This window comes from Hydrotalea sp. GW822-HT8A01, assembly GCF_058798575.1.
This window is the reverse complement of sequence record NZ_CM179506.1, coordinates 3,486,491-3,512,578: the sequence shown is the minus strand read 5'-3', so window position 1 is coordinate 3,512,578 and position 26,088 is coordinate 3,486,491. Positions and strand designations below refer to the sequence as shown.

The following is a 26,088-nucleotide window of genomic DNA, read 5'->3' as shown; positions in this document are numbered from 1 at the left end:
ACCTTTTATGTTTCAAAAAGATGAGGAATTACAAGGGGTTGTCATAAATTTCCATCCCGATTTTTTTTGCATTCACAAGCATCAGCAAGAAGTAGCTTGTAATGGTGTGTTGTTTAATAATATATACAATCCGCCATTTGTTTCTGTTGATGAAACTGCAAACAGCACTTTTAAAATGTTGCTTGAACAAATAACATCTGAAATGCAAAACCCTGCATTAGCTCAATATGAATTATTGGTTTCTTATATAAAAATATTTTTAATCACTGCATCCAGACTAAAAACAGCGCAACAAACCGAAACTCAAATTAATCCTGAAGAAAACAAAGAACCTTTTATTCTTCAAAATCTTAAAAATTATATTGAAACTCATTTCAAGACCAAGCATTCGGCTAGTGATTATGCCGACTTGTTGAATATATCAGCAAAGGCCTTAGCTAAACTTACTAAAACACATTTTAATAAAACACTAACCGATTTAATTTCTGAGAGAATAATTATAGAAGCCAAAAGAGAACTGTATTTGACCAACAAAGCAGTAAAAGAAATTGCGTATGAGTTGGGCTACATAGACGAATATTATTTTAGTAGATTTTTTAAAAACAATGCCGACATTTCGCCACAAGCATACAGAGATACAGTTGGCTTTGGAAGAGCAATGGTGTAAAAAAAAGAACGAACGCACAACAGCGGTTTGGCAAAAGTGGCGGTTCAGTGCTCCGCAGACACATTTGTGGTAAATCAAAGTTTGGTTCTCCGCATCAACATTTGTGGTAAAAATCGCCACCTTCGCCAAGCCGCAAAACGTTACAAGCCATTTTATTTTAGACATCGTAAATGAAGCATATTCCACCAATTTTAGGACAACAATCATTTCACTGCCCACACTGCGGTGTATTATCCGCCCAACAATGGTCAAGCAATATCCATTGTCATTATACTGGACAACTTCCAAACGGCGGACAAGGGCATACCCAATATGTTTTACAAAATACAATGACATCAAAATGTGGGCATTGCCAACAAATTTCAATTTGGATAAATCAAAAAATGGTTTACCCTTTGACCGGCAACGTTGAAATGGCAAACCCAGACCTGCCAGCCGATATAATGAACGACTACAATGAAGCGAAAGACATTGTAAATATTTCACCAAGAGGTTCAGCGGCTTTGCTGCGACTTGCCGTGCAAAAGCTATGCGTTCACTTAGGCGAGAAAGGCAAAAATATAAATGACGACATTGCCAGTTTGGTAAAGAAAGGTATGCCTGTCCAATTGCAGCAGGCACTTGATAGTGTAAGGGTAATTGGCAATCATGCCGTGCATCCTGGTGTAATTGACTTAGACGATAAACCGGAAACTGCATACGCTTTGTTTAGTTTTGTAAACATTATTTGCGACTTTTTCATTACGCAACCAAAAAAGATTAATGAGGTTTTTATAAACCTGCCCCAAAAAGATAAAGACAACATTGCCAAAAGAGACAGCTAATCCTTTCGCCACTTCTGCAACACTTCTTTGGCTGATAATTCTTTATTAGCCAGACAAAAAGCAGCCAGAGAATGTAAATCCTCAACCGAGTAATTACCAAGTGTATCGTTTGTTGCGACCAATTCTCCGTCTTTTGTATAAACTTCAAGGACGGTTCTTACTGGACTTATTTCACTTGTGCCAGTTCCCTTTCTGGACAAATCTGTAACAATTAATTCTTTTACTTGTATCATAGTTTCTTTAGTTTGTAAGTGGACAAAAACGGCTTGTAACATGGGTTTGGCAATAGCAGGGCGGGACGTTGTTAGCTTCTGCGTAGTTTGCTATCAGCTTCTGTTGCAGCTTGACGATAGTAATTTGGCTTTTAGTTGTTAACTTCAACTTTGGTTTTTAAATCGGCTTCGGTTATCGGCTGGACTTTATAAAATCCCCTGCCATCGCCAAGCCCTGTTCGTTAGCTGTTATATTAATTCAACTCTCCAATAATGCAACCAATAGAAGGTAAATTATTTTCTCCATTTCAAAAAAAGGTGACAAAATATGTATTTAAGAAGGACTTTGATTACGACCTTGAAGATGAAATTGTTTGGGAGCGACTTGATGCCACAGTTAATAGAATAAGAGCAAGTGAAGGGTTTCCTGTAAAAAGTTTCCGACAGCTTATGGACGAAGTCGCTCATGTGACACTGAGCAATAGGAATTATGAGATGTATTACAGAGGGCAACGCAAAGATTACAAAAATAACCAGGCTGTTTTCTATAAAGAACGTATTCCAAAGACTATAATTTATCCTTCTATTTGCAGACCCGAATTGAACGATGACGGAACTCCCAAACACTCAATTAGAAAAACTCAAATTAGTAAACGTTACGAGGATTTATCTAAAATGGTAGAGTTGGTGCGTGGACGAAGAAGTTATTTTAATGAATATTACTATTCTCTTTTTCAACACTATGAAATATTACCGACACCTCTAATTGACATCACTCAATCTTTAAGGGTTGCTGCAAGTTTTGCTCTTAATAAATCTAAAACAGGATATGTTTATGTGTTCGGACTTCCATACCCAAACCAAAGCATTTCTTACTATTCAGATTTAGGAATTGTTCTCATTAAGCTGCAAAATGTTGTTCCTGTAAAGGCTCTACGACCAAGATATCAAGAAGGCTACCTAGTTGGGAAGTATCCAATAAGACCAACAAAGACAAACAGTGATGATTTAGCCAATAGAATGGTTGCGAAATTTCTAGTAGATAACGCAGACGGCAAATTTTGGGACAAATATTTTCAACCAATGCCAAATGAAATTTTGTATCCAGAAAGCGATGAGGTTGAGGAAAGTATGATAAAAATGAAAGCAGCCTTTGACAAAAAATACAACAGCTAACATTGCATTGGCAATATGGCGGGGCGACGAATATATTCTCAACTTTTTGTTCGCTAATCAGCTTCGGTTTCAGCGGACGAATAAAGCCGAGCAGCAGAATAAACAATGAGCTTTTGTATTTTTAATCAGCAGCGGCATCTGGCAGACGGAACACAGAATACCGCCATATCGCCAATGCTTTAACGTTGTGTGTCATGCTTAGAGACCTCTTACAGGTTGACACATTCTTTTTATTCACAAACCACATAAACCAACTATGACAGTTAGATTATTCTTCAAGACCGGCGACAAAACATTCAGCGAAAAAGACAGCATCGAACTTGAGTTTAGACCATTTGAAGGTGATGTTCTACACCATCAAGGCAATCGCTACCTAATCAGGTTAGTCGAATACGGTGCGCCTGTAAATGGTAAGCAAACGATTTCGGCATTTTTAACTACTGCTCCTGCCACCATCGAGTAACTCAATCCGCTGACAGGAAAGTATTTGTTTAGACATGCCATAATGAATAATGCTTGACACAAGTGAATTGGCTTGCTGGAGGACTTCAAAATATTCAAATTCATTCTCCAGACCATCAAGACCTACTTCAATATTGTGTAGTGTTGCGACCGCTTCTCTAACTGGGACTGTCTTGTATATCGGTTGACTGTTTTTTTCGGACATACCATTGTTGCGGCTGCCCAAACTTGTGTAAGTAATTCGGTTTGACACAACACTTTTTGGACAGCCGACTTTGGACTATAAGCGAAGTGATAAACCTATAAACAAAGAGCTTTTGTTGGACAACAGCACAAACACACAACAGGGGGTTTGCTGCTATGGCGGGGCGACGGAACGCAGGTTCAGCGACATGCCGCTACCTTGGCAGCAGTCCCGGCTGGCGAAACGCAATTGGGCTTTTGTTTTTTATCTTCATCTTTTGTATGTTTATTGGGCTGTTGTTCGGGGCTGGACGTTCAATGAATGCCGCCATAGCAGCAAGCCCTGTTCGTTGTGCGTCATTCCCCATTTTCCGAAACAAAAATAATTTCTGGTGCTAACGGGAATTCACGGTTTGGATTTTCCTCAATAATTTTAAAGCGACTCTTTGCAAGACCCTTTTAAGCATTGGTGCATCAAAGCCCGTGCGTCATTCTGGTTGGAATGTAAAATCCGGGTGTACTAAGCACCGGGATGTGATAATTTCAGTGGTGCCCCCTTGTGGAGAGCCCGTTCAGAATAATTACAAGTCAAAGCTACATTCCCTTAGAGTCATTTTAAAATATTTTATTATGACAAACAAAAAACTGAAGATGGATATTATCCATCCGCACGCTGCCGGTATTGATATCGGCAGCCGTTCTCATTTTGTAGCGGTAGGCCAGGATGAAAATGATGTCAAAGAATTTGGCGTTTATGCCGATGACCTCACTCAAATCTGCTTACATCTAAAACAACACTACATTACCTCTGTTGCTATGGAAAGTACCGGAAGCTACTGGCAAAACCTCTACGTGGAATTAATCAAACACGGCTTTGAAGTAGTGCTTTGCAATGGTAAATTCACCCGAAACATCAAAGGCAAAAAGAGCGATGTAAAAGATGCCCGCTGGATACAAAAACTCCATAGCATTGGACTGCTCAGCGGCAGTTTTTTGCCCGACGAAACTACCGAAGTATTAAGAACCTACTGCCGGCAGCGGCAGAACTGGCAGGACTTATCAGTAGAAGCTACCCATAAAATGCAAAAGTATTTAAAGCTCCTTAACTTCAGGCTTGATGTCGTCGTTCGGGATGTATGCGGCCTTACCGGGTTAAAAATTATTGAAGATATATGCAAAGGAAACCTGGATGCTGCTTCGCTTGCCAAACACCGCCACTTTAATTGCCGCAAAAGTGAAGAGGAAATTACAAAAGCGCTAAAAGGAAATAACCGGCAGGACTATTTATTCGGGCTACGCCAGGAATACGATGCCTACCTGTTTATCCAAAATAAAATGCTTGAATGCGAAAAGCAAATCAGCAGCTTTCTCCAACAACAAATCAACAGCAGCCCGAAAAAGAAAAAACTTCAGGCCCCGGAAAAGAAACATAAGCGGCTCAACAAAAATGCTATTACCGGTATTGACCTTAACCAGGCAGCCTGTCAATATTTTGAAGGAGTGGACTTATTCACAATAGAAGGGCTTGGGCATGCTACTGTACTAAGCATCATCAGCGAAGTGGGACCGGATGGCTTTACTAAATTTGAAACAGCCAAACATTTTACTTCCTGGCTCAGGTTGGCTCCCAACAATAAAGTAAGCGGGGGCAAGCTACTCAGCACCAAAACTCCCAAAGGAAGCAACCGGTTAAAAATAGCATTGCGTAATGCTGCCAATGCTATCGGAAATTTAAAAGACACACATCTGTCTAACTTTTTTAAAAGAGTTTGTTACCGAAAAGGCAGAACCGTAGCCGTCAGCGCCACAGCCAGAAAGCTGGCTGTCATCATCTGGAATATGGTAGTCAAAAAAATTCCTTATCAGCCACCCACACATTATCTTTTCCTCGATGAAAAAAGAAAGCTCGGCCTGGTTAAACGCATTCGAAAACAAATAGATAAATTTGGACTGACTAATGATGACCTGGGGCTTTTAACAACTTAAACGATTTCTACGTTAGTCAGAAGCTTAGACGCTTCGTAATTTTTAAACCTTTTCAAAAAAAACATTTTATGGCTCGTAAACCAAATACCGACAGAGTTGGTAACGCATGGACAGAACAACAGAAAAAAGCTGTATGGACAAAAGGCGCAACCATTGATGGCTATGATTCCAACATTTATCGCAGAGACAAATGTGGACACGCTATGCAATATTCTGAACATGGTAATCGTAATTCAAATTATGGTTGGGAAATTGACCATATAAATCCAGTTGCCAACGGAGGCGGTGATGAAATTAATAATTTACAACCTCTGTATTGGGACAACAATGCGAAAAAAGGCGACAACCTTAATTGGCGTTGTGGTCAATAGGAACTTCATCTTTAGGCGGCAATGTGGACACCACTAAATAATCAATATCATCATCTCCGTCACGAGTAAGTTTCATTACAAAATAGCCACGTTCCCAAAGTTCCTCAAACAATTCTTTGTTTGTTTGTTCTTTAAATTTTGGTTCATTTTTTTGTTCAGACATTAGTTTTTTACCTGAACGACTATCGGTTAAATTTCGTTTGACAATTCGCAGTCGTTACAGGCTTAATTAGCGATTGACAAACCATAATAAAATTCACGTTGGACAAAAAGCCGAACGCACAACAAAAGTATTTGCGAATAGCAGGGCTTGACAAGCCGCAGTTGTGCTGCATAACTTTAATCGGAGGCGGTTCGGGCTTGACGTTATCTAACGAACAATAAATCATATTTTCAACTTTAAATTTTTCAATTTAGCTTCGGTATCAGCGTGACGGAACACAGAATATCCTGCCATCGCAAATACCGATTCGTTACCGGCAAGCGTAAAAATGCGACATAAACAAGTTTTTCAAACCGAAACGGTCAAAATGGCTTTTATTTTGCTTGTAATTATAAAATAAAGACTACCTTTGCAGACAATTAATCAAAAACGGACAGAAAGATGCTTCTGCAATTTTCAATTAAAAACTTTAGGACATTTAAGGACAAAGCGACTTTGAGCCTTATTGCTTCTAACTATGATAAAGACACCAGAGAACACGAAAACATTGTAATAAATGACAGCTTTGGACTGAGACTTCTCAAAAGTGCAGTTATCTATGGTGCAAATGCGAGTGGTAAAAGCAAGTTACTTGATGCATTTGCTTTTATGCGATATTTCGTAATCAATAGTTCCAAGGAAAGCCAAAAAGGTGAGGCTATTGAAGTTGAGCCATTTAAACTAAGCACACAGACAGAAAACGAACCATCTGAATTTGAAATCATTTTCATTTATAAAAATGTGCTTTATCGTTATGGTTTTGAAGCAACAACTGAAAGAATTGTATCTGAGTGGCTTTATCACAAACCAAAAACAAAAGAAGTTGAACTTTTTTATAGAGAAGGAAGCACCTTTAATACTCACGAACGAAGTTTCACCAAAGGCAATACTGTTGTTAAGGAAGGTCTTGTTCGAGATAATGCGTTATTAATTTCTGTTGCTGCTCAATTTAATGAAAAGACTGCAATCAATGTTTTAGATTGGTTCAAAAGACTTAAAACCTTGTCAGGATTAAAAGAATCAGGATACCAGGGTTTCACTATGGGTAAAACCGAAGACCCTAAACACAAAGTTAAAATTCTTGAACTATTGAAAGCCGCTGATTTAGGAATTCAAGACATCGAACTACAAAAACTTGACATTGAAAGTCTTCCCAAGGGAATGCCCAAAGAACTCAAGGAGAAGTTAATTAGAGAAGTGCGAGAAGAAAAAAAAGAATATGTATCTGACGTATTGATAAAGCATAAAAAATATAACGAAGACTTAAAATCAGTAGGAAGTGTTAGCTTTTCATTAGAAGATGATGAATCGTCTGGAACAAGAAAGTTTTTCGCTCTTACAGGTCCTATTCTCGATGTTATTGAAAATGGTTATACTCTAGTAGTTGATGAGTTAGACTCAAAACTTCATCCAAATTTGGTTTGTAAAATCGTTTCACTTTTTAACTCAAATGAGTTTAACAAGAAGAATGCACAATTGATTTTTAATACACACGACACAAACTTATTAAGCTCAGGTCTATTTAGAAGAGACCAAACTTGGTTTACAAACAAAAATAAATTCGGAGAAGCAAAACTTTATTCCTTAGCTGACTTTAAATCGGATGAAGTAAGAAAAACCGAGCCTTTTGAAGACAACTATATCAAGGGAAAATATGGTGCAGTTCCATTTCTTGGCTTTTTTGATAACCTAAAATTTTTCTTGACAGAAAATGAAAATGAAGGACAAAAAAGCTGAACAAAAAGCAGCAAAGCAAAAACACCTTGAACAGTTAAAGGCTCAACGAAGAAAAGAACCGAGCTTAGAAAGACCTGTTGCGGAGTTGACAGAAAAGCCTTCTATTCTTATTGTTTGTGAAGGAGAAAACACCGAACCCTCTTATTTCAATCAATTCAGAATTACTTCAGCAAAAGTCAAATCAGTTGGTGAAGGATATAATACAGTTTCTCTAGTTAATAGAGCCCTTGTGTTAGCTCAGCAGGGTAACTACGACCAAGTGTGGTGTGTGTTTGATAAAGACGATTTTAATGATAATGATTTTAACTCTGCAATTCAAATTGCTGTAGCCAATAACTTTGGCGTAGCTTATTCAAATCAATCATTTGAATATTGGCTGATACTACACTTTAATGACCATCAGGGTGGAGGAATGCACAGAGATAACTATAACGACAAGATAAACGAACACCTCAAACCATTCAAAGTAATTTATGATGGTAACGGGACTAAATTAATAGAAGAAGATTTTTTTGAATTACTTGACGGAATAGACGACAAAACGAGCAGAAAAAGAGCTGAACTTGCAATAGATAGAGCAGAGAGAAATTACAATCATTTTGACCATACAAATCCAGCTAGAGAAGAATCATCAACGACTGTGTTCCGACTTGTAAGAGAACTTTTGAAATATGTGGAATGATAGAACGCCAGCCGGTAACACGGGTTTTGCGTCATGCGGGGTGACGGTGGTAAATTCAAGTGCAGTTTTTCAATTTAACTTTAGTGCTGGGTTGACAGTTTTGTTCCCTGAAATCCCGCACGAACGCAAAGCCGCAAAACGTTATAGGCAACCTTTATGACACTACTCGACCAATTTAAAAATGATTTTAAAACAGTGTTTCCAAATGACTTGGTTGACGCACTCATAGACAGCTATGTAGAAATTAAAACCAATTTCATTTTGGAGAAATGGGAACCTTCAGAATTGAACGGTGGTAAATTTGTTGAGGCAACAATACGAATGATACAATTTACTTGTTTCAGTGGGACATACACTCCTATTGGAACTTCAATAAGAAATACATTCGCTGAATTGCAAAGAATTGAATCGAGTTCTACAACAAACCATGACTCTTACCGACTACATATTCCTAGATGTTTAGGAGCAATTTATAATATCCGAAATAGACGTGGTGTTGGACATTTAAGTGGAGATATAAATGCAAATAAAGCCGATGCTCTAATAATTATAACAATTGCTGAATGGATATTGGCTGAGCTTTACAGGTTGAATTATCAAATCACTCTTCCTCAAGCTCAATCTCTTGTTAATACTCTTGTAACCAGAAAACTTGAGCTAGTGTTTGAAATAAACGGATTAAAAAGAATACTCAATCCAAAGCTTCAAATTAAGGACAAAGTATTACTTCTTTTATATGCCGAAAATGACCAGTACTCTACTATTGACAATTTATGTGTTAACCTGAAATACAGCAATAAAACTTATTTGAAAAATAAACTCTTAAAAGAACTTGACAAATTAGAGTTTATCGAACTTACAGCTGACGAGAAGGTGTATTTACTTCCGCCAGGCAGCAAATATGTTGAAGACAATTATGAAAATTGGAAACCTAAAAACTAAACTAACATGTCAGACATTGCAAGAGTAAATTTAAAAATCGGGCAAATTGAAATTTCAATTGAAGGTCCTGCTGAATTTGTATCAAATCAATATGATAAAGTTGAAGCCCATTTAAAAACGTATTCTGAAATTTCAGTAAAACTACCAGTTGACAAGCTAACTAATCAGACAGAAACATCAGATACGACAGAAACACAGGAGACAGCAGCAAATGGTAATTCTGTTCCTGAAACCTTTGGTGAATGGTTAAGCAAAATTCCCAAAGGGACAAGTGACACATCAAAAGCAATTTTAGCTGGGTACTTCATACAAATAACATCACCGTCAAAAAACTTTAGAGTAAGGGATGTTACTAAAATTTTGAAAGGCCACGGAATAAAACTATCTAATCCAAGCAACTTGTTAAAAAACGCAGTTGATTCTAAAAAAATATTTCAGGTTTCGAAAACAGGAACTGAAGCCCACTATAAATTACAACGAGAAGCACAAGATGAAATGAATCAGCTTTTGGGGTGACAAATAAGGCTGCCTATAACAAAAGTATTTGCAAAAGCAGGGCTGGACATTGTAACATCAACTATGTGCAAGCATCAGCAGCAGTTCAGGCTCGACGTTCAATTTCCAGCTTTAGTTCTTAACTTCAACAACATATTTTCAATTGGGCATTTGTACCTGGCTGGACAATTAATGAATCCCCTGCCTTCGCAAATACCTGTTCGTTGCACGCAAGCTACAGACAACCCCACCATATGTTACAAAGACTAATCATTGAAAATTATCGTTCAATTCAATCTCTTGACTTGCCATTGGACGACATTAACGCTTTTATCGGGGCAAACAGTTCTGGTAAATCAAACATTTTAAGAGCTCTTAATTTGGTCATAGGCTCTACTTATGCAACAATTAAGTCTTTTGACGACTGTGACTATTATCAAAAAAATAAGGCTAACCACATACTAATAGACCTGTATTTTTCACAAGGACTTGCATGTGACAACCAAGTTTATGGTTTTAGACTTCAGTGCGACGGAGTTGAAGCAAACTATATTGCTTTAGGTTACAATCATCAGCCATTGACATATTTCAACGGTAGAGAAAAAAAAGTCACAAATGAAATGAGAGAGGAAGTAAGTTTAATGTATATCACATTGGATAGACTTTCTTACCAACAAATAAAACCTACACAATGGACTATTTACGGGAAACTCTTGAAATTCATTGCTAACTCAATTCAACCACAACATAAGACTGCCTTTTTGCAGGACATAACTAATACTTACACAACTAATCTTAACCCATACATTACAACTGCGGAGCAGCATTTGCAAAATTATGTACGAGAGCAAACGGGCAAACAAATTAATCTGAGAATGTCAATTATTGACCCTACAATGCTTTTAAAGGAACTAAGACCCAGAATAACAGACGCGAATGGGCTTGAGGTCGATGTTGATGAAGAAGGTGCTGGAGTTCAAAGTGCTGTTGCTATCGCGATAGCACGAACGTATGCAACTGTAACAAATCTTCCTATTATTCTTGCTATTGAAGAGCCTGAACTTTTTCTGCACCCGCATGCTTGCCGACATTTTTATAAACTCCTAAAAGAACTTTCAACGCATAATGTGCAAATATTTTATACAACCCACGAGCGTAGTTTTGTAAACATAGCCGACTATCAATATATCAAGCTAGTAAAAAAAGATTCTGGAGACACTACCGTAAATGGTTTTAATGGAAGCATACCAAACTTCGACGCAATCAAAGCCGCTTCAAAATTTGATGATGAATTAAACGAAGTGTTTTTTGCATCTAAAGTAGTTCTTGTAGAAGGACCTGCAGATAAAATTGCGGTGAAGTCAGCATTTGAAACAATGACTGTTGATTTAGATAAGGCGAATGTGTCCGTAGTAGAATGTGGAAGTATTTCAGGCATAAAGCCGATGGTAGAAATTCTGAATAGATTTCAAATTGAGTGTTTCGCACTTGTTGACGAAGACCCTGGCAATGCGACAACAGCCGCTACAACTGCGGACATCCTTACCGTTTTACCAACCGCTAACCTTTTTGTACAACGTCCCGGACTTGAAGGACTATTTGGAGTTACTCAAAAATTCAAAAAAGAGACAGCATTGCGTGACATCCCTATTTATTATCAGACAAATCCCGTGCAACAGATTTATACAGATATTCGGACAGCACTAAATTTGTGACCGCCTGCGTGCAACAGGCGGTTTGGCAATATGGCGGCGCGACGAATATATTCTCAACGTTTTGTTCGTTATTCGGCTTCAGTTCCAGCCGATGAATAACGCCGATCAATAGAATAAACAATGAACTTTTATTTTTAAATTTAACTGCGGTTACCGGCTGACGATTTTCAAACACCACCACATCGCCAAGCCGTGATCGTTGTATGTCACCCTAAACAGCATCCTACTTAAATTCAAAGTAACATGACTTTGCCAAGCTGCCCAACGCCATTTTTAGCACATTGCAAGGCTCACAAAGCCAAAACACAAAAGCCAACCTTGCAAAGAGCTAAAAATGCCAACGCACAGCCTAACCACCCCGGCTGACGAACATCTATTATCCTTTGTTCAATACATCAGCAATAAATTTTTGCCCGACAACTAACCCTATTTTGACAAAGCTTAATTATCAATACTACTTCTGCTTAAAATTACAATTAAAACCTAAATTAGCTACCAGTGCTACAAGCTCCAGAAAAATATCTCAATTCCGTACTCTCCAAATTTGAGACAGAAAAGGATATTTCCAGTTTGCATTTAAACTTTATAAACAACTGCAACAAAAACTTGCACTTCATCATAGACGAAAAAATGCTAAACCTTGAATTCATCCTTACCACATTATGCATTAAATTATGCGATACAAACAAAATTTTTGATTTTAAGCCTGGTCAAAGATTAGCACTCCTTAAAAATATCAAGTTAACATATAGTAAGTCTGCTCTTAAAGCTTTTCTTAGCCCTTACACAATTAGAAAAATTCATCCACAAATTGAACTCGATTCTCAACGTAAAGTTGAAAATCTAAATAAATACATACCAATTTCAAATTACAAAATTGAAAGGGCGGGAAATTTATTGAACAGAATTTCCTCATTTCAGAACATCTTTAAAGCCTGTAACCAAAGCGATTTCTACAACAATGAAAAATTATTGATAATTGGGAACCGTAATTTATTTCTTACAATCCCGAAGGAATATCCAGCTTGTTTCGTTTCTGAAAACGAAAATGGAAATACAGAGATTGAATACAACTCTCCAATTTTGCCTAAGATTGCAGTTTTAAAAAACATAAATCTTCTTGACAACTACCAACAACAAGAAATAAACGGAGAGCAAGTGACTTTCAGTACTTGCATTTTTGTTGGTAGTTCCAAGTTTGAGAACTCTATCAACATCATTCGCAACTATTACAATCAAAGACGATTTACTAAGGTCATTTTCATCGGTGAGAAAGATATCAAGATTGATTTAGGCAACAACCAGATTCCATTGAGATGGAAATGGACAATTCCCGAAATAAATTTCTTCAAAGGCGAAAGGAACATTCAGCACAGACCGATTGTAATTCACAACAACGAACTTGAAAAAGCCATCACAGAATTTTATCAGGCAATCAGAGAAATTGAAACCAAGCACACTGTCGGACTGAAATCAATTTATCGTTTCATAAGAAGATTGTATTACGACTGGAATCTGAAACAAGAAACAACATTTGCAAAACTCCAACTAATCCAACAAGAGTTTGATGTTGCATTGAAACAACTTCTGATTGAAACATTAGGAAACATTTTTCCTGACTTTGATTTTGACGAATATCAAAAACCTATTTCAGCAAAGTTTGCTGAAATCATCAAGGCAATCAGAAGCAACAACAAAACTGAAAAACTGAAATCGTATCAAACGCAAATTCATCAACTTGTTTTGCCTTCGTTTTTGTGCAACGCCAACAAAGCAGAGTTAAATGAGATTGCAAGGCAATCTCATCATCATGTCGGAGTGAAATCACTTCAAGACATTACCCAGTTGCAAAGTGCAGCATCACATCATTCAAGCAATCCGAACAGAACTTTTTATTCGCTGACTGCAAACGGAACGAAAACAGAAATTCTTTCTTATTCAAAGAGTGATGATTCAAATGAGGAACATCACAAAGTGATTTCTTCAATTTATGGGTGCGGAAAAGTTGATAGGCTGATTGAACGATTAGGCAAAGCCAAATCGGAATACAAACTTCTCCTTTACAGCATTGAAGAAAGGGCATTGAAGCACCACATTGAAACTTACATTTCAGATTTAAACAAGGAATACATTTCGCAAGACCGTTTTCAGATTAGCGGAGTTGAGTTCAGCGACAACTATTATCAGTTCTCAAGCTACGATGAGTTGATTGAAGCACTTGCTTCAACAAGACACGACCACCGAGAAACCGACAATTACCGAATCACTTTTAATGACAGCAGCAAAATGAAACTGCCGTCAACAAAAACAGTTCTGAAAATTCAAGGCAATGAAAAGTATCTTGTGTTAGTAGAAGATTTGAATATTGGCGACAAAGTTTTGATTTATGCAAACCCCGACAAAAAACTTTTGAGGGACATTATGGAGTTGAAGAATCCTGAACTGATGAAAAAGGCAGACGAGTATTCACTTCTTTGGCGGACTTGTTTGAATGATGTTTATCAAAACAACATAATGGCTGAACCGCTTTATCTGCAGTTAGTGAGAAATCATTTTTCTGTAAGCGAATACACTTTCAGAAAATATCTTGATGGTGAAGTAATGTTCCCAAGAAGTTTTTCTGACTTAATCATTATTGCCAAAACAATTAACGACCCACGGCTTTCATTTGACTTTTTGAAAAACACAATGAAACCAAAGATTGAAGAATACAGAGGGAAAGAAATTGAATACGGCTTCAAGTTCAGCAGTAGCATAAATCACTTCATTACTACAGGTGAAGCAGACGAATTTATTTCCGAGTGGCTGACAACAGCAGAGATTGAAAATATCGTTTCGCAAATACCAATGAAAACTATCAAAGACATTGAATTAATTACAACAAATAACGATGACTAATTACAGAGATTCATTCTATACAGAAATACAAAAAGGTTTAGTCGGAACTGGTTCTGACATTTTTGGAGTTCCCGACAGCGAAGAACTGATTTCTGATTATCCTTTGAACAGATACTATTCAGGAATTTTATTTCCGCAAAAGGATTTTCCAACTTCAACGGGCAATCCACTTTCAGAAGAAGATATTGAGAGCAGCAACAACCAATCAGAAACAGACGAGAATGATTATGACAATGCAGAAGAAAGGCAAGAGACAGGTGATGCCGAAGAAAAGGAAGAAGGCAACGAAGAAGACAATTCTCAAACTTCTGATACACAAGATTACCAGTTAATTCAAAACGCTTTCTTCCCTACCCACATAGGTTTTACCTTTTGCATTGAGCCGAAAAAATTTATCGGAGTGAATTTTTCATTTGGCATTTACGACCAGTTGGAACCACCTCAACCCGAAATAAAAATTGCCATTTCCAAAGAAGGTTTTGAAAGTTTCTTTGATGCTGAAATTGAAACACAACTTTCATTCAAAGACATTCTCACATACAACGATGGCTTCATGCAACTTTCAAGAAAGTTGAACGGCAGCCGAGGCGGTAGAGAAAAAAGAAGCGGAGAATATTTGGACTTTGACAAATTCAGGAACTACAAAAACATTGGAACCAAAGAAGTTTACAAGCACATTCATATTCTTGAAAAACTTTTGGGTAGAATTTGGAAACGAGAAGCGATTGAAATTCTCAACAAAGAAATTCCAGTTGCAAATACAAAAGAGCCGGTTGAAATATTTCACAAGGAATACGGCAGTCAAGTCCTTTCAGTTTGCTACATGGTTAAGACCTACGAATACAAAGGCAACAACTATGTGAAAATTCTTTTGCTGAATAATTCAAGCCACCCTTCAAATAAATACAGCAACTCAAATGAGAACTTGAATCGTAAGTGTTTGTTTCAAACGAATGTTTCAGTAGAAAACATTTCTCTCAAACCTTACAAGTCGCAATCAGAGTTGCATCCGTTTGACGAGGAGCAAAACGAAATCAATTTCATTTACCGAGACATCAAGAGTTACGGAGTTGGACACAACTGTTCAGTTCAATGGAATGATTCACCAACGCCAACAGTAATTCAAACTGCTTTCATGCCTGAAAGAATTGTTTATGGAATGAAGAATGATTTTTCCAAAGAAGATTTTCCGAATGACTTTGATGCTTTGAATAAATGTTTAGAAGTAAAACAGCTTTCACATTTCAATGACGACAAACAAGGAATCATAAAGAGTTTAAAACTTTTTGTTTCGCTTTACGAGAAATGGATTGCAACACAACAAACGAGTGCAAACAATTTTCAGGGAGAAGAAAAAAAGATTGCAAACAACCTTGTCAGCCGACAAGAAGCAAATCACAAACGGCTAATCCGAGGAATTGAAATTTTAGAAAAAGACGATAGCGAAAAAGCATTTCATTGTTTTCAGTTGGCGAACACTGCGATGTTTATTCAGATGATAATTAGCAACGACAGACGATTTGGAAATAAGGAACGCCACTTGACTGATGAAGTTGAAAAAGCAGAATACAGTTCGCTAAAGTTTTTTGAAGATTACAACGACTGGACTTTTATCAATCCCGACAAACCAGAGCCACCACGATACAGACCGTTTCAGTTGGCTTTTATGCTTTTGTGCATTGAAGGAATCATTGATGAAAATTCAGACGACAGAAACAAGATTGTTGATTTGATTTGGTTCCCAACAGGAGGCGGAAAGACAGAAGCATATTTGACGGCAACAGCGTTTACAATTCTTTGGAGACGATTGAGCAACAATGCAGAAACTTCAAAGGGAACAAGTATTCTGATGCGTTACACTTTGCGTTTGCTCACATCACAACAATTTGAAAGAGCATCACGATTAATTTTAGCATTGGAGTTTTTGAGAAGAAATTTTGAAAGTGAGTTGCACAAGGAAAAAATTTCAATCGGGCTTTGGGTTGGAGAAGGTGCATCACCAAACAGAACTGATGATGCAAACAAAATTGTGGAAGATGCCACAGGGAATTTTGAAAAGGCAGACCAGTACACAAGCCGATTGCAACTTACGGCTTGTCCCTGGTGCGGAACAAAGTTGGTTTCAAAAACCGCAACTGGTTGGACACACGGTTACGATTGTCAGGCAGGCACACAGGGATATTTTTATTTCAAGTGTGTGAATAACAAGTGTGCATTTCATGCAAGCAGATTGCCTATACAGGTAGTTGATGAAATGCTTTACAAGCAACCGCCAACTCTTTTGTTCGCCACGGTTGACAAGTTTGCAATTCTTGCTTCACAAAAAGAAGGCGAGACACATAAGTTTTTTAATTCGTTTTCAGATTCACTTCCACCTGACTTGATAATTCAAGACGAGTTGCACTTGATTAGTGGACCATTGGGTTCAATTGTTGGAATCTTTGAAAGTGTGATTGATTATTTGTGTAGCAAGGGAAATCGCAAACCGAAAATTATTTCTTCAACTGCAACAACACGAAACACTTCACATCAAATTAGCGACTTGTATGCAGGAAAACAAGTAAACATTTTTCCACCATCAGGAATTTCTTACAGCGACAGTTTCTTTGCGAAGGAAACAATCAGCAAGAGAAAATATGTTGGTTTTTTGCCAACAGGAAAAACGGGAATCAATACACAACTTTGGGTTCTTCCCTACTTGCTTTTCACACGAATAAAACTTTTCAATGAGAATGAATTGAAAGCGTTCAATCTTTATTGGACAATTGTTTCTTACTACAACTCATTGAAAGATGTAGGGAAGATTTACAACAAGACCAATGATGAAATTCAAATCAACACCAATGTTTTATTCTACCGACACTTCGGAAATAATTCTGCACTTCGTTATTTGATAAGAGACCTTGATAGTCGTTCACTTGAGCTTACAAGCCGAATTGAAAGCAACAACATCAAAGCGACTTTGAAAAGGTTGGAAGATGAATTCGCAACTGAAACTTCGGAGAAAGGAAATGAATATGTGAAAGATGGTTTGGATTTAGTTCTTGCATCAAACATGATTTCAGTTGGTATTGATGTGAGCAGATTGAATGTAATGTTGGTAAACGGAATGCCCAGAAACATAGCGGAATACATACAGGCGAGCAGTCGTGTAGGAAGAAAGCATGACGGAATTGTTTTCTCTTTGTTCAATCCAAATCAGGCAAGAGATAAATCCTACTTTGAAAATTTCAATTCGTTTCATCAGGCATATTACAAATTTGTTGAGCCGTTAAGTGTTACTCCTTTTACTGAAAATACAATTCGCAAAATGCTGACAACAATGTTTGTTGCCTTTATGCGAAACAGTGTTTCGGGCTTGACAAAAAATTCCGAAGCAAAACACTTTGAACCTGAAATGGCAGATGCTTTTAAAACTTACATCACAGGTAGATTCGGCAACAGCGATTACTTAAACACTTTGCTTGATGACTTAATTAAGAGTTGGGCAGCGAAGAAAAAGCGAATCAACAATCTGACTTACGCAACGCTTTTGAAAAAGACATCTACCGATGTGAACCCCTTTGAAGAAATTTGGCTGACTATGAATTCACTTCGTGATATCGACACAGAAACTTATTACCGCATAAACGATTTACAGACAAATTAACTATGGCAAATATTTTTAAGAAGGGAAAATCACAGCGAACAGTGAAACGCTTCATACATACACAGACACGAAAGGCAGTTACTGCTACATCAGGAGTTCAGGCAATAATTGAAAGTCCAGTTGGTGCTTACAAAGTGATGGACATAAATCAGTGGTGGTTTTTTAATGCAAACAATCAAAGCAATTATTTACTGACAGATGATGATGGCAATTACATTTTTGAAATCAAAGAACCTCGTTTACTGAATCGTTTAAGGGGCACAGGAATTTTTCAAAACCTTCAAAGAATAATTCAAGTTCCGCCAAATGCACAGAACGAGGACAACCGTTTAATGCCAGCGAAGGAAAATCAGATTGGAAGAGCAGAATATTTTCCGACATGGTTTTTTTGTGAGACATGCGAAAGGTTTAAAACAATTGGTGAATGGTGGAATGGTTGGCAAGATGTTTTAAAAAACGATGAGGGAATAAATGACCCTGACAGAATCAGAGATAGATTTGTTTACGATACAAAACTTTCAGGCAGACCGAATTGCTATTGTTGTTACAAAGACAATTTGCTTACAGGGACTCCGAAAAGAAAATATCACAAGTTGGAGCAAGTCCGTTTTGTTTTCGTTTCGCCTGACGGAGAGATTAGAGATATTGACTGGACGAAATGGATTACAGCTCAAAGAATAGGAGCCAATAACACCGATGAAGAATCAGAAGGACTTGAAAGCGGCAGATACCTTTTAGGACAAGATACTTGCTGTGATAATGTTTCACTTCAATACATTCGTTCAACAAAACTTTCTGACTTAGCAGGTATCACAATTCAATGTGAGAGTTGCAACCGAAAGAAAACACTTGCAGGTTTCTTCAATCTTCGCAGAAGAAAGGGAACCATTACAGACAGTCAGCAAAAAACTTATACAGTTTTTTTCAAACCGTTAATCAGAACGAGCAACAGTATTTATTATCCAATCGTAATGAACAGTTTGTTCATCCCACAACCTGAAATAAAACTTACTCACGACCAGAAAGCCACAATTAGATTACTGAGCACAACAGGAAACTCACCCGAACAAATTGCAGCAGTTACCAAGATTGCATTGAAAGACATTCAGCAGGTTTTAGGCGAAGGAGTTTATTTAACTGAAACTGAGTTTCGCAAAAACGAATATCACTATCTGCTGAATGAATATCAGTATTTGTTGAAAACTGGAAACTTCACATCAGATGAAAAGGATTTGATTCTTGAAGACATTCCTTTGAACGATACTCTAAAGAATTTTGGCTTTGAGAAAATCATAAAAATCAAACGGCTAAAATTGACATCTGTTCAAACTGGCTACACAAGGTTAAGCCCTATGGACAGAGATACTTTTTCTAATAGCAGAGACAAGTTTATTCGCTTTGACAACAAAGACATTCCGTTGAAAGCAAAGTTCACAGTCAACAAACCAAACGAGACGGAGTATTTAACAGGAGTAGAAAATTTCGGAGAAGGAATTTTTATCAAGTGGAACGATGAAAGAATGAAATCTTTTGTGGATGACTTGATGAAGAATGAAAAAGCTAAATCTGAAATTCTCACTCTTTATCAGCGAATGAATCAAAACGAAATGATAAGCAAGGATAAGTTCACGAATACAATTCACTTGGCAAAGTTTCTTCTCATTCACAGCTTCTCTCACTTAATCATTAAGGAGTTGGAATTTCTTTGCGGCTATCCTTCTTCTTCTGTATCGGAAAGAATTTATTGCGACAGCGATGCAATGAACGGACTTTTGATTTACACCATTGCAGGAAGTGAAGGAAGTTTTGGCGGACTGATTAAGCAAGCCGACAGCGAAAACTTTCCCAAGATTCTTTCTTCAGCCTTATTGAGAGCCAGAGATTGCAGCAGCGACCCGATTTGCTATGAAAGCGATGGACAAGGAGTTGGAGGACTTAATTACGCAGCTTGTTATTCGTGTTTGCTGATAAGCGAAACTTCATGCGAAGAATTCAATTCGTTTCTTGACAGGAGAATTTTGATTGACAAAAACTATGGGTTCTTCAAGTAGCCAGTACACCAAGTCAGGCACATTTGCAAGGCACACAAAGCCGACACACAAAAGCCAACCTTGCAAAAGAGTCTGCCTTGTTCCCACGCTTCTGGGACACACCCTACTTCGGTGGACACAGTCTTTCAATTCAAGTCATCAAGACGAAGGGCGAACATACAACATGGGTATTGCCAAAATGCAGGCTGACGGAAACCGTGTTTCAACTGTTGTAATTCTGTTGGGCTGCATATCCAGCTTGACCTTATCTATTTAGCTATGTGCATATCATCATCTTTTTTATCTTTACGCAGCAGCGGTCAGCCGGGGCGGACGGAATAAAAGACGACACAGCAACGACCAAGCAGACGACAATAAACATAAATTGAAACGCTAATTTTGACAGGTGACCAACATACAGACCATATTTCAAACGGACAGCAACTGAGCCGACACTCATTGCCTACCCTTCTGTATTTTTTATTTTCCCCACCGCACATTTTTTTAATTCAATTTTATTGCCACCGCACAAATGGCACATTTGGTTTTGCCCGACACAAAAGCCAACGCTTCGCAAAACCAAAAGAGCCATTTTTTTGCCAACGCACTTATGACGACAATGCAACGATAAAACTTAACTTAGCAGACATTAAAAATTTTAAATATTGACACCATAAAATGGCGAAACAGAAGAAAGAAACAAAAGAAAAACCAATTGAACTGACCCTTTGGGAAGCAGCTAACAAGCTGCGTGGTGGTGTGGATGCTGCCGAATATAAACACGTTGTTTTAGGGCTAATTTTCTTAAAGTTTGCCAGCGACAAATTTGAGGAACACAGAGAAAAACTGATTGCCGAAGGCAAAGAGAAGTATCTGGAAATGGAAGCCTTTTATGCGAAGGACAATGTGTTTTTCTTAGAAGAAGATTCACGGTGGAGCACCATCATCAAAAAGAAAAATCAAGCCGGTGCAGGTTTACCGCTTTTGATTGACACCGCCTTGCACCTCATTGAAAAAGACAACAAGGCTTTGAAAGGTGCATTGCCCGACAATTACTATTCTCGTTTGGGCTTGGACACCTCCAAACTTTCTTCACTTATTGACGAAATCAACAAGGTAAATACACTCAAAGACAAAGAGCAGGATATTATCGGACGGGTGTATGAATATTTCCTTGGCAAGTTTGCCATTGCCGAAGGCAAGGGGAAAGGAGAATTCTACACGCCAAAGACCATCGTAAAACTGATTGCCGAAATGATAGAACCCTACAAGGGAATTATCTATGACCCTGCTTGTGGTAGTGGTGGAATGTTTGTGCAAAGTATCAAGTTTATTGAGAGCCACCACGGAAATAAAAAAGAAGTTTCCATTTACGGACAGGAGTCTTCGCCTACCACGTTTAAACTGGCAAAGATGAATCTTGCCATTCGGGGAATTTCGGCAAACCTTGGTGAGAAACACGCTGACACATTTCTGAATGACCAACACAAAGACCTGAAAGCCGATTTTATAATGGCGAATCCACCCTTTAACCAAAAAGACTGGCGGGCAGAAAATGAATTGTTAGACGACCCACGTTGGAGAGGTTTTGATGTGCCACCCAAAAGCAACGCCAACTATGGCTGGATTTTGAATATGGTGAGCAAGCTCAGCGAAAACGGAGTGGCTGGTTTCATATTGGCGAATGGTGCATTGAGTGGAAATGGTGAAGAATATAAAATCCGCAGAAAGCTGATTGAAAATAATTTGGTGGAAGCCATTGTGATTATTCCACGAGATACGTTTTACACCACCGACATCAGCGTTACGCTTTGGATTATCAATAAAAACAAGAAAGCCCGAAGCGTAGAAGTAAACGGCAAAATGAAAAACTACCGAGACCGTGAGCAGGAAATCTTATTTATGGATTTGAGGCGTTGGGGTGTGGAGTTTGAAAAGCAGTTTATTGAACTGACGGATGATGAAATAGCAAGAGTTGCCGAGAATTACCACAACTGGCAACAAACCGACTGGCAAAATACCTATAAAAACGTTCCTGAATTTTGCTACTCAGCCAACTTTGAGCAGATTAAAGCCAACGACTTTTCTTTGGTGCCGAGCAAATACATTGAGTTTGTTGACCGTGACAGCGGCATTGACTTCAACACCGAAATGAAACGCATCCAAAAGGATTTTGCAGTACTGCTGAAAGAAGAAAAAGCATCACAGGAGCAATTGATAAACGCTTTTAAGGTATTGGGATATGAGCTTTAAAAGAATTGGCAATTATATACGGCTTGTGAATAATCGAAACAAGGATTTGATTACAACAAATCTTATGGGCATAAACATTTACAAGAATTTTATGCCTTCAGTTGCCAATGCATCAGGACTTGATTTGTCTAAATACAAACTTATACAAAAAGGTCAGTTTGCCACAAACTTAATGCACGTTAATAGAGATGAAATTTTACCAGTTGCATTGTTTGTTAATGAAGAACCTGCAATTGTTTCACCTGCATACATCACATTTGAAGTAATTGACAAAAACAAATTGTTACCCGAATATTTGATGATGCAATTTCAACGTCCTGAATTTGACAGAAGGGCTTGGACTTATTGCGATTCGAGTGTCAGAGGTGGTTTAGATTGGGAACGCCTTTGCGATATTGAAATCCCCATTCCCGACATTGACGAACAACGCAAGTATGTGGCATTGTATCAAGGTTTGCTCAACAACCAAAAAACCTACGAAAACAGCTTGGCAGATTTGCAGTTGATATGCGACACCTACATTGAAAACCTGATAAAAACCGAAGCACCGAAAACGCTAGGAGAATATATTCAGCAGTCGGATGAAAGGAATACGGATTTGCAAGTAACTTTTCTGCAAGGTGTATCAACAAATAAAGTTTTGATTGAAACCAAAGCAAATACCAATGGACTTAGCTTTCACAATTACAAAGTAGTTCGGACAGGCGAATTTGTATATGTAGCAGACACTTCAAGACGTGGAGACAAAATTGCCCTAGCAATGAATACTAGTGAACCTTGCATCGTTTCTGCAATTTATACGGTGTTCAGGGTAACAAAAACAACTGAACTACTTCCTGAATATCTGTATTTGTGGTTTACACGTCCTGAATTTGACCGATACGCAAGATTTCATTCTTGGGGCAGTGCAAGAGAAACCTTTGATTGGGCTGATATGTGCAATGTAAAATTGCCTATTCCCGACATCAAAGTGCAGGAAGCCATCGTAACCATTTACCACACACTGGAAACTCGCAAACGAATCAATGAGCAATTGAAAAATACCATCAAACCGCTTTGCCCTGTGTTGATGCGGGGTGTGGTGGAGAGGATGGAAAAGCAAACCATTGAAAATTAGCCGTATGATAAAGAGAATAATAAGTATAAACAATGTTGGCAGTTTCAGAGAATTTGATAATGGTGGCTCAATTCAATTTGAGAAACTCACTTTTATATACGGGCTTAACACAAGAGGTAAATCAACTTTAACAGACATACTCACTTCACTCAAAGATAATGACCCGTCATTTATAACAACACGAAAATCAATACCTAATGTTCCTTCAAATCAAGGTGTTCGAATATCAGTCAGGCCACATCAATCAACTAATGAAGTGCCATGTATTTTTTCAAATACTTCATGGACACAGGTACATTCAAATGATTACCTACATATTTTTGGTTCAGACTTTATTCACAAAAATTTATTTACAGGACTTTCCATTGAACGACAGAATAAAGAAAATTTCACAAGATTTATTCTTGGACAACAAGGAGTTCAACTTGCAACCCAAATCGCAGAAGATAAAAGAGTATTAAGACAGAAAAAAAGCAACCTTCCAAATTTGCTTCCATTGTATTTAAGAGGAAAGCAAGAACAAGAGTATGCACCATTTTTGACTACAGACCCAAACTCGATAAATATCGAAGATAAAAGGCAACAATTATCTCAATTAGAACAAAGATTAAGGCAAGAACAGCAGAGACTTCAGAGACCTACAGAAATATTATCAATTGAAGATTTTTCCCAGTTTATTGTTCCCACAAATAATATCCAAGATTTAACTAACCAAACAAATGTTCTATTAGAGAGTGAGTTTAACGAGATTAGTTCTGCTGCAATTGCGAAACTTCAAGAGCATATTGAAAATAATTTTGAAATAACTGAAAACGCCACGCAATGGATTAAAGAGGGTTTAGACACTCGAAAAAATGATTCTAATAATTGCTCATTCTGTGGTCAATCTTTAGAAAACGCCACTGATTTACTTAATGCTTACCACTCATATTTTAATGAAGCATACCGAGAGTATATTTCCGATATTGAAAATAAAGTTGAAAACTTAAGAAGACAGTGGGGAGCACTTAACTACAATTCATTAAATTTGGTCATAGCAAAGCAGGCTTTATTGTTACAATATACTCAGTTAATAAATACAGAGGATTTCACTGCATTAGTTACTCGTTTAAATGAGTTAATAGATTCAGCAAACGAAACAGGTCTTAATGACCTTACAAGTCACTATTCTCAACAGGTAATTCAAGCTTTTAACATCAAAGAAAGAAAACCACATGAACCTGTTCAATCAATTGATTTTACTGGCTTATTAGAAAGTCATGTTAGCTACCAAAGTAATTTATCAGCGATTGCGGAAACCATTGAAAGTATAAGAGAGGCAATTCAATTATTTAAAGAGCCATATCGTGACTTATCCCAGATAAGAACAAAAATTTCTGAACTTCAAACAGAAATTGAGATTAAAAAAAGAGCAATTGCAAGAGTTGAGCAAAATGATGCTTGTGTTTCTTATCAAGCGGAGCAACGAGAAATCACTGTTATTGAGACAAGAATAATTGCTAATGAACAGGCTTTATCTGCCAATCAGAATCAATATCTTGACAGATTCTATACTCGAATTGATTTTCACTTTAAGCAGTTCGGTAGTGAAAACTTTACCCTTGAAAGGGGTACTGACAATAGAGGTCATCAACCAGTATATTTTCTAAAAGTAAAATTCAAGAATGTAGAAATTAATGACTCTAATATTACCAAGGTATTTAGTGAGTCAGATAAGCGTGCCTTGGCACTTTCATTATTTTGGGCAAGATTGGATTTTCTTTCACCAGATGAAAAACAAAGAGCAATAATCGTATTGGATGACCCAGTTACAAGCTTTGATGATAATCGCATTTTAAAATCCATTAATAGAATCAAAGAAACCCTGCGCAGTGTAAGTCAAATTGTTGTACTAACTCATTATTCACACTTTATCAGAAATTTTCTTGAAAGGGCAATGAATGATGATTTCCCTATTTCTTTTATAGAGATTGCTCAAAACGATTCGACAAGTTTTTTAAGAAGAATTGAAAGTAAAACCTTCACCGAAACGACCTATGAAAGAGTTGTTTCAAAAATATATCGATTTATAAATAGGGAAAGTGAAGAAGATATAAGGACATATCTAAGGACTTTTTTGGAAAGCCAATATTTCCCACATTTTTATATAGGAAAATTGATAGAGTTTGAGCAAAATGGAATTACCTGTTCAAACCTTAGCGATAAGATAGATCAAATATTTTCAGATAAAGATGTAGTAAGAGCAAAATTTCATGAATTCCGAACTACATTAAATGGTGATAATCACATTTTCACAAGTAGCAATGAAGAAGACATCAGGAGTTTTGCAAGAGAAATGATGGATTATTTATATAATTTTTCCCATGACGTTTAGACAATGAAATTCACAGAAGAAAAATTAGAAAAGGCAAATACAATGGTTAATGATAAATGGTTAATGGTTAAAGAAATCAAACATTTATCATTAATAATTAACCATAAACAATT

19 protein-coding genes are annotated in these 26,088 nt (G+C 37.4%); 17 read left to right on the top strand and 2 right to left on the bottom strand.

The window, feature by feature from the left end; translation table 11 throughout:
* Nucleotides 1-7: 7 nt before the first annotated feature.
* Together AC3QLY_RS15560 and AC3QLY_RS15555 are read left to right on the top strand one after the other, a co-directional pair.
* Nucleotides 8-667, top strand: coding sequence for a helix-turn-helix domain-containing protein (locus tag AC3QLY_RS15560; RefSeq protein WP_492990043.1), 660 nt, complete (start codon nucleotides 8-10; stop codon nucleotides 665-667).
* 383 nt (nucleotides 668-1,050) lie between these two features.
* On the top strand, nucleotides 1,051-1,491 hold the full coding sequence (locus tag AC3QLY_RS15555; protein ID WP_218836926.1) for a DUF4145 domain-containing protein: 441 nt from the start codon (nucleotides 1,051-1,053) through the stop codon (nucleotides 1,489-1,491).
* On the opposite strand, the gene AC3QLY_RS15550 is transcribed toward AC3QLY_RS15555, so the two are convergent.
* On the bottom strand, nucleotides 1,488-1,724 hold the full coding sequence (locus tag AC3QLY_RS15550) for a hypothetical protein (RefSeq protein WP_143439180.1): 237 nt from the start codon (nucleotides 1,722-1,724) through the stop codon (nucleotides 1,488-1,490). The two genes, AC3QLY_RS15555 and AC3QLY_RS15550, sit on opposite strands and share 4 nt — an antisense overlap.
* Before the next feature lie 252 nt (nucleotides 1,725-1,976).
* On the opposite strand from AC3QLY_RS15550, the gene AC3QLY_RS15545 reads away from it, so the two are divergent.
* The 4 genes from AC3QLY_RS15545 to AC3QLY_RS15530 all read left to right on the top strand — a co-directional run bounded on the left by AC3QLY_RS15545 (nucleotide 1,977) and on the right by AC3QLY_RS15530 (nucleotide 5,881).
* Nucleotides 1,977-2,879 carry an FRG domain-containing protein gene (locus AC3QLY_RS15545; protein ID WP_074419674.1) on the top strand — a complete coding sequence of 301 codons (903 nt, stop codon included), beginning with the start codon at nucleotides 1,977-1,979 and terminating at the stop codon, nucleotides 2,877-2,879.
* Nucleotides 2,880-3,135: 256 nt separating this feature from the next.
* Nucleotides 3,136-3,342, top strand: a complete 207-nt coding sequence (locus AC3QLY_RS15540; RefSeq protein WP_074419675.1) for a hypothetical protein — start codon at nucleotides 3,136-3,138, stop codon at nucleotides 3,340-3,342.
* 812 nt (nucleotides 3,343-4,154) lie between these two features.
* A complete protein-coding gene (locus AC3QLY_RS15535) occupies nucleotides 4,155-5,510 on the top strand; it encodes an IS110 family RNA-guided transposase (RefSeq protein WP_492990040.1) in 1,356 nt (451 codons plus the stop codon).
* A 68-nt stretch (nucleotides 5,511-5,578) separates the two neighbouring features.
* The gene (locus AC3QLY_RS15530; RefSeq protein ID WP_074419100.1) at nucleotides 5,579-5,881 is read left to right on the top strand and encodes an HNH endonuclease signature motif containing protein; all 303 of its coding nucleotides are present in this window, start codon (nucleotides 5,579-5,581) and stop codon (nucleotides 5,879-5,881) included.
* Here AC3QLY_RS15530 and AC3QLY_RS15525 read toward each other — a convergent pair.
* Nucleotides 5,859-6,044, bottom strand: a complete 186-nt coding sequence (locus tag AC3QLY_RS15525; protein ID WP_074419101.1) for a hypothetical protein — start codon at nucleotides 6,042-6,044, stop codon at nucleotides 5,859-5,861. The two genes, AC3QLY_RS15530 and AC3QLY_RS15525, sit on opposite strands and share 23 nt — an antisense overlap.
* Nucleotides 6,045-6,485: 441 nt before the next feature.
* Here AC3QLY_RS15525 and AC3QLY_RS15520 point away from each other — a divergent pair, with 441 nt between their 5' ends.
* The 11 genes from AC3QLY_RS15520 to AC3QLY_RS15470 all read left to right on the top strand — a co-directional run bounded on the left by AC3QLY_RS15520 (nucleotide 6,486) and on the right by AC3QLY_RS15470 (nucleotide 25,975).
* Nucleotides 6,486-7,820: an AAA family ATPase gene (locus AC3QLY_RS15520; RefSeq protein ID WP_074420943.1), complete on the top strand. Its 1,335-nt coding sequence runs from the start codon at nucleotides 6,486-6,488 to the stop codon at nucleotides 7,818-7,820.
* Complete coding sequence (locus AC3QLY_RS15515) at nucleotides 7,795-8,502, top strand: RloB family protein (protein ID WP_074420944.1); 708 nt, start codon at nucleotides 7,795-7,797, stop codon at nucleotides 8,500-8,502. Before AC3QLY_RS15520 ends, AC3QLY_RS15515 begins: the two co-directional genes overlap by 26 nt.
* 156 nt (nucleotides 8,503-8,658) lie before the next feature.
* Nucleotides 8,659-9,444: a hypothetical protein gene (locus AC3QLY_RS15510; protein ID WP_074419098.1), complete on the top strand. Its 786-nt coding sequence runs from the start codon at nucleotides 8,659-8,661 to the stop codon at nucleotides 9,442-9,444.
* Between the two features lie 6 nt (nucleotides 9,445-9,450).
* Entirely contained in the window at nucleotides 9,451-9,960 is a 510-nt protein-coding gene (locus tag AC3QLY_RS15505; RefSeq protein WP_074419099.1) for a hypothetical protein, read from the top strand.
* 233 nt (nucleotides 9,961-10,193) lie between these two features.
* Nucleotides 10,194-11,654, top strand: a complete 1,461-nt coding sequence (locus tag AC3QLY_RS15500) for an ATP-dependent nuclease (RefSeq protein WP_074420582.1) — start codon at nucleotides 10,194-10,196, stop codon at nucleotides 11,652-11,654.
* Nucleotides 11,655-12,152: 498 nt separating this feature from the next.
* Complete coding sequence (locus tag AC3QLY_RS15495; RefSeq protein ID WP_143439516.1) at nucleotides 12,153-14,552, top strand: DISARM anti-phage system protein DrmE domain-containing protein; 2,400 nt, start codon at nucleotides 12,153-12,155, stop codon at nucleotides 14,550-14,552.
* Nucleotides 14,545-18,201 carry a helicase-related protein gene (locus tag AC3QLY_RS15490; RefSeq protein WP_074420697.1) on the top strand — a complete coding sequence of 1,219 codons (3,657 nt, stop codon included), beginning with the start codon at nucleotides 14,545-14,547 and terminating at the stop codon, nucleotides 18,199-18,201. The genes AC3QLY_RS15495 and AC3QLY_RS15490 overlap by 8 nt, the downstream gene beginning before the upstream one ends.
* 2 nt (nucleotides 18,202-18,203) lie before the next feature.
* The gene (gene drmB / locus AC3QLY_RS15485) at nucleotides 18,204-20,252 is read left to right on the top strand and encodes a DUF1998 domain-containing protein (protein ID WP_081298712.1); all 2,049 of its coding nucleotides are present in this window, start codon (nucleotides 18,204-18,206) and stop codon (nucleotides 20,250-20,252) included.
* Nucleotides 20,253-20,909: 657 nt separating this feature from the next.
* Nucleotides 20,910-22,484: a type I restriction-modification system subunit M gene (locus tag AC3QLY_RS15480; RefSeq protein WP_074419434.1), complete on the top strand. Its 1,575-nt coding sequence runs from the start codon at nucleotides 20,910-20,912 to the stop codon at nucleotides 22,482-22,484.
* 64 nt (nucleotides 22,485-22,548) lie between these two features.
* Nucleotides 22,549-23,601: a restriction endonuclease subunit S gene (locus AC3QLY_RS15475; protein ID WP_492990034.1), complete on the top strand. Its 1,053-nt coding sequence runs from the start codon at nucleotides 22,549-22,551 to the stop codon at nucleotides 23,599-23,601.
* Nucleotides 23,602-23,605: 4 nt separating this feature from the next.
* Complete coding sequence (locus AC3QLY_RS15470; RefSeq protein WP_218330643.1) at nucleotides 23,606-25,975, top strand: AAA family ATPase; 2,370 nt, start codon at nucleotides 23,606-23,608, stop codon at nucleotides 25,973-25,975.
* The last annotated feature ends 113 nt before the right edge of the window (nucleotides 25,976-26,088 follow it).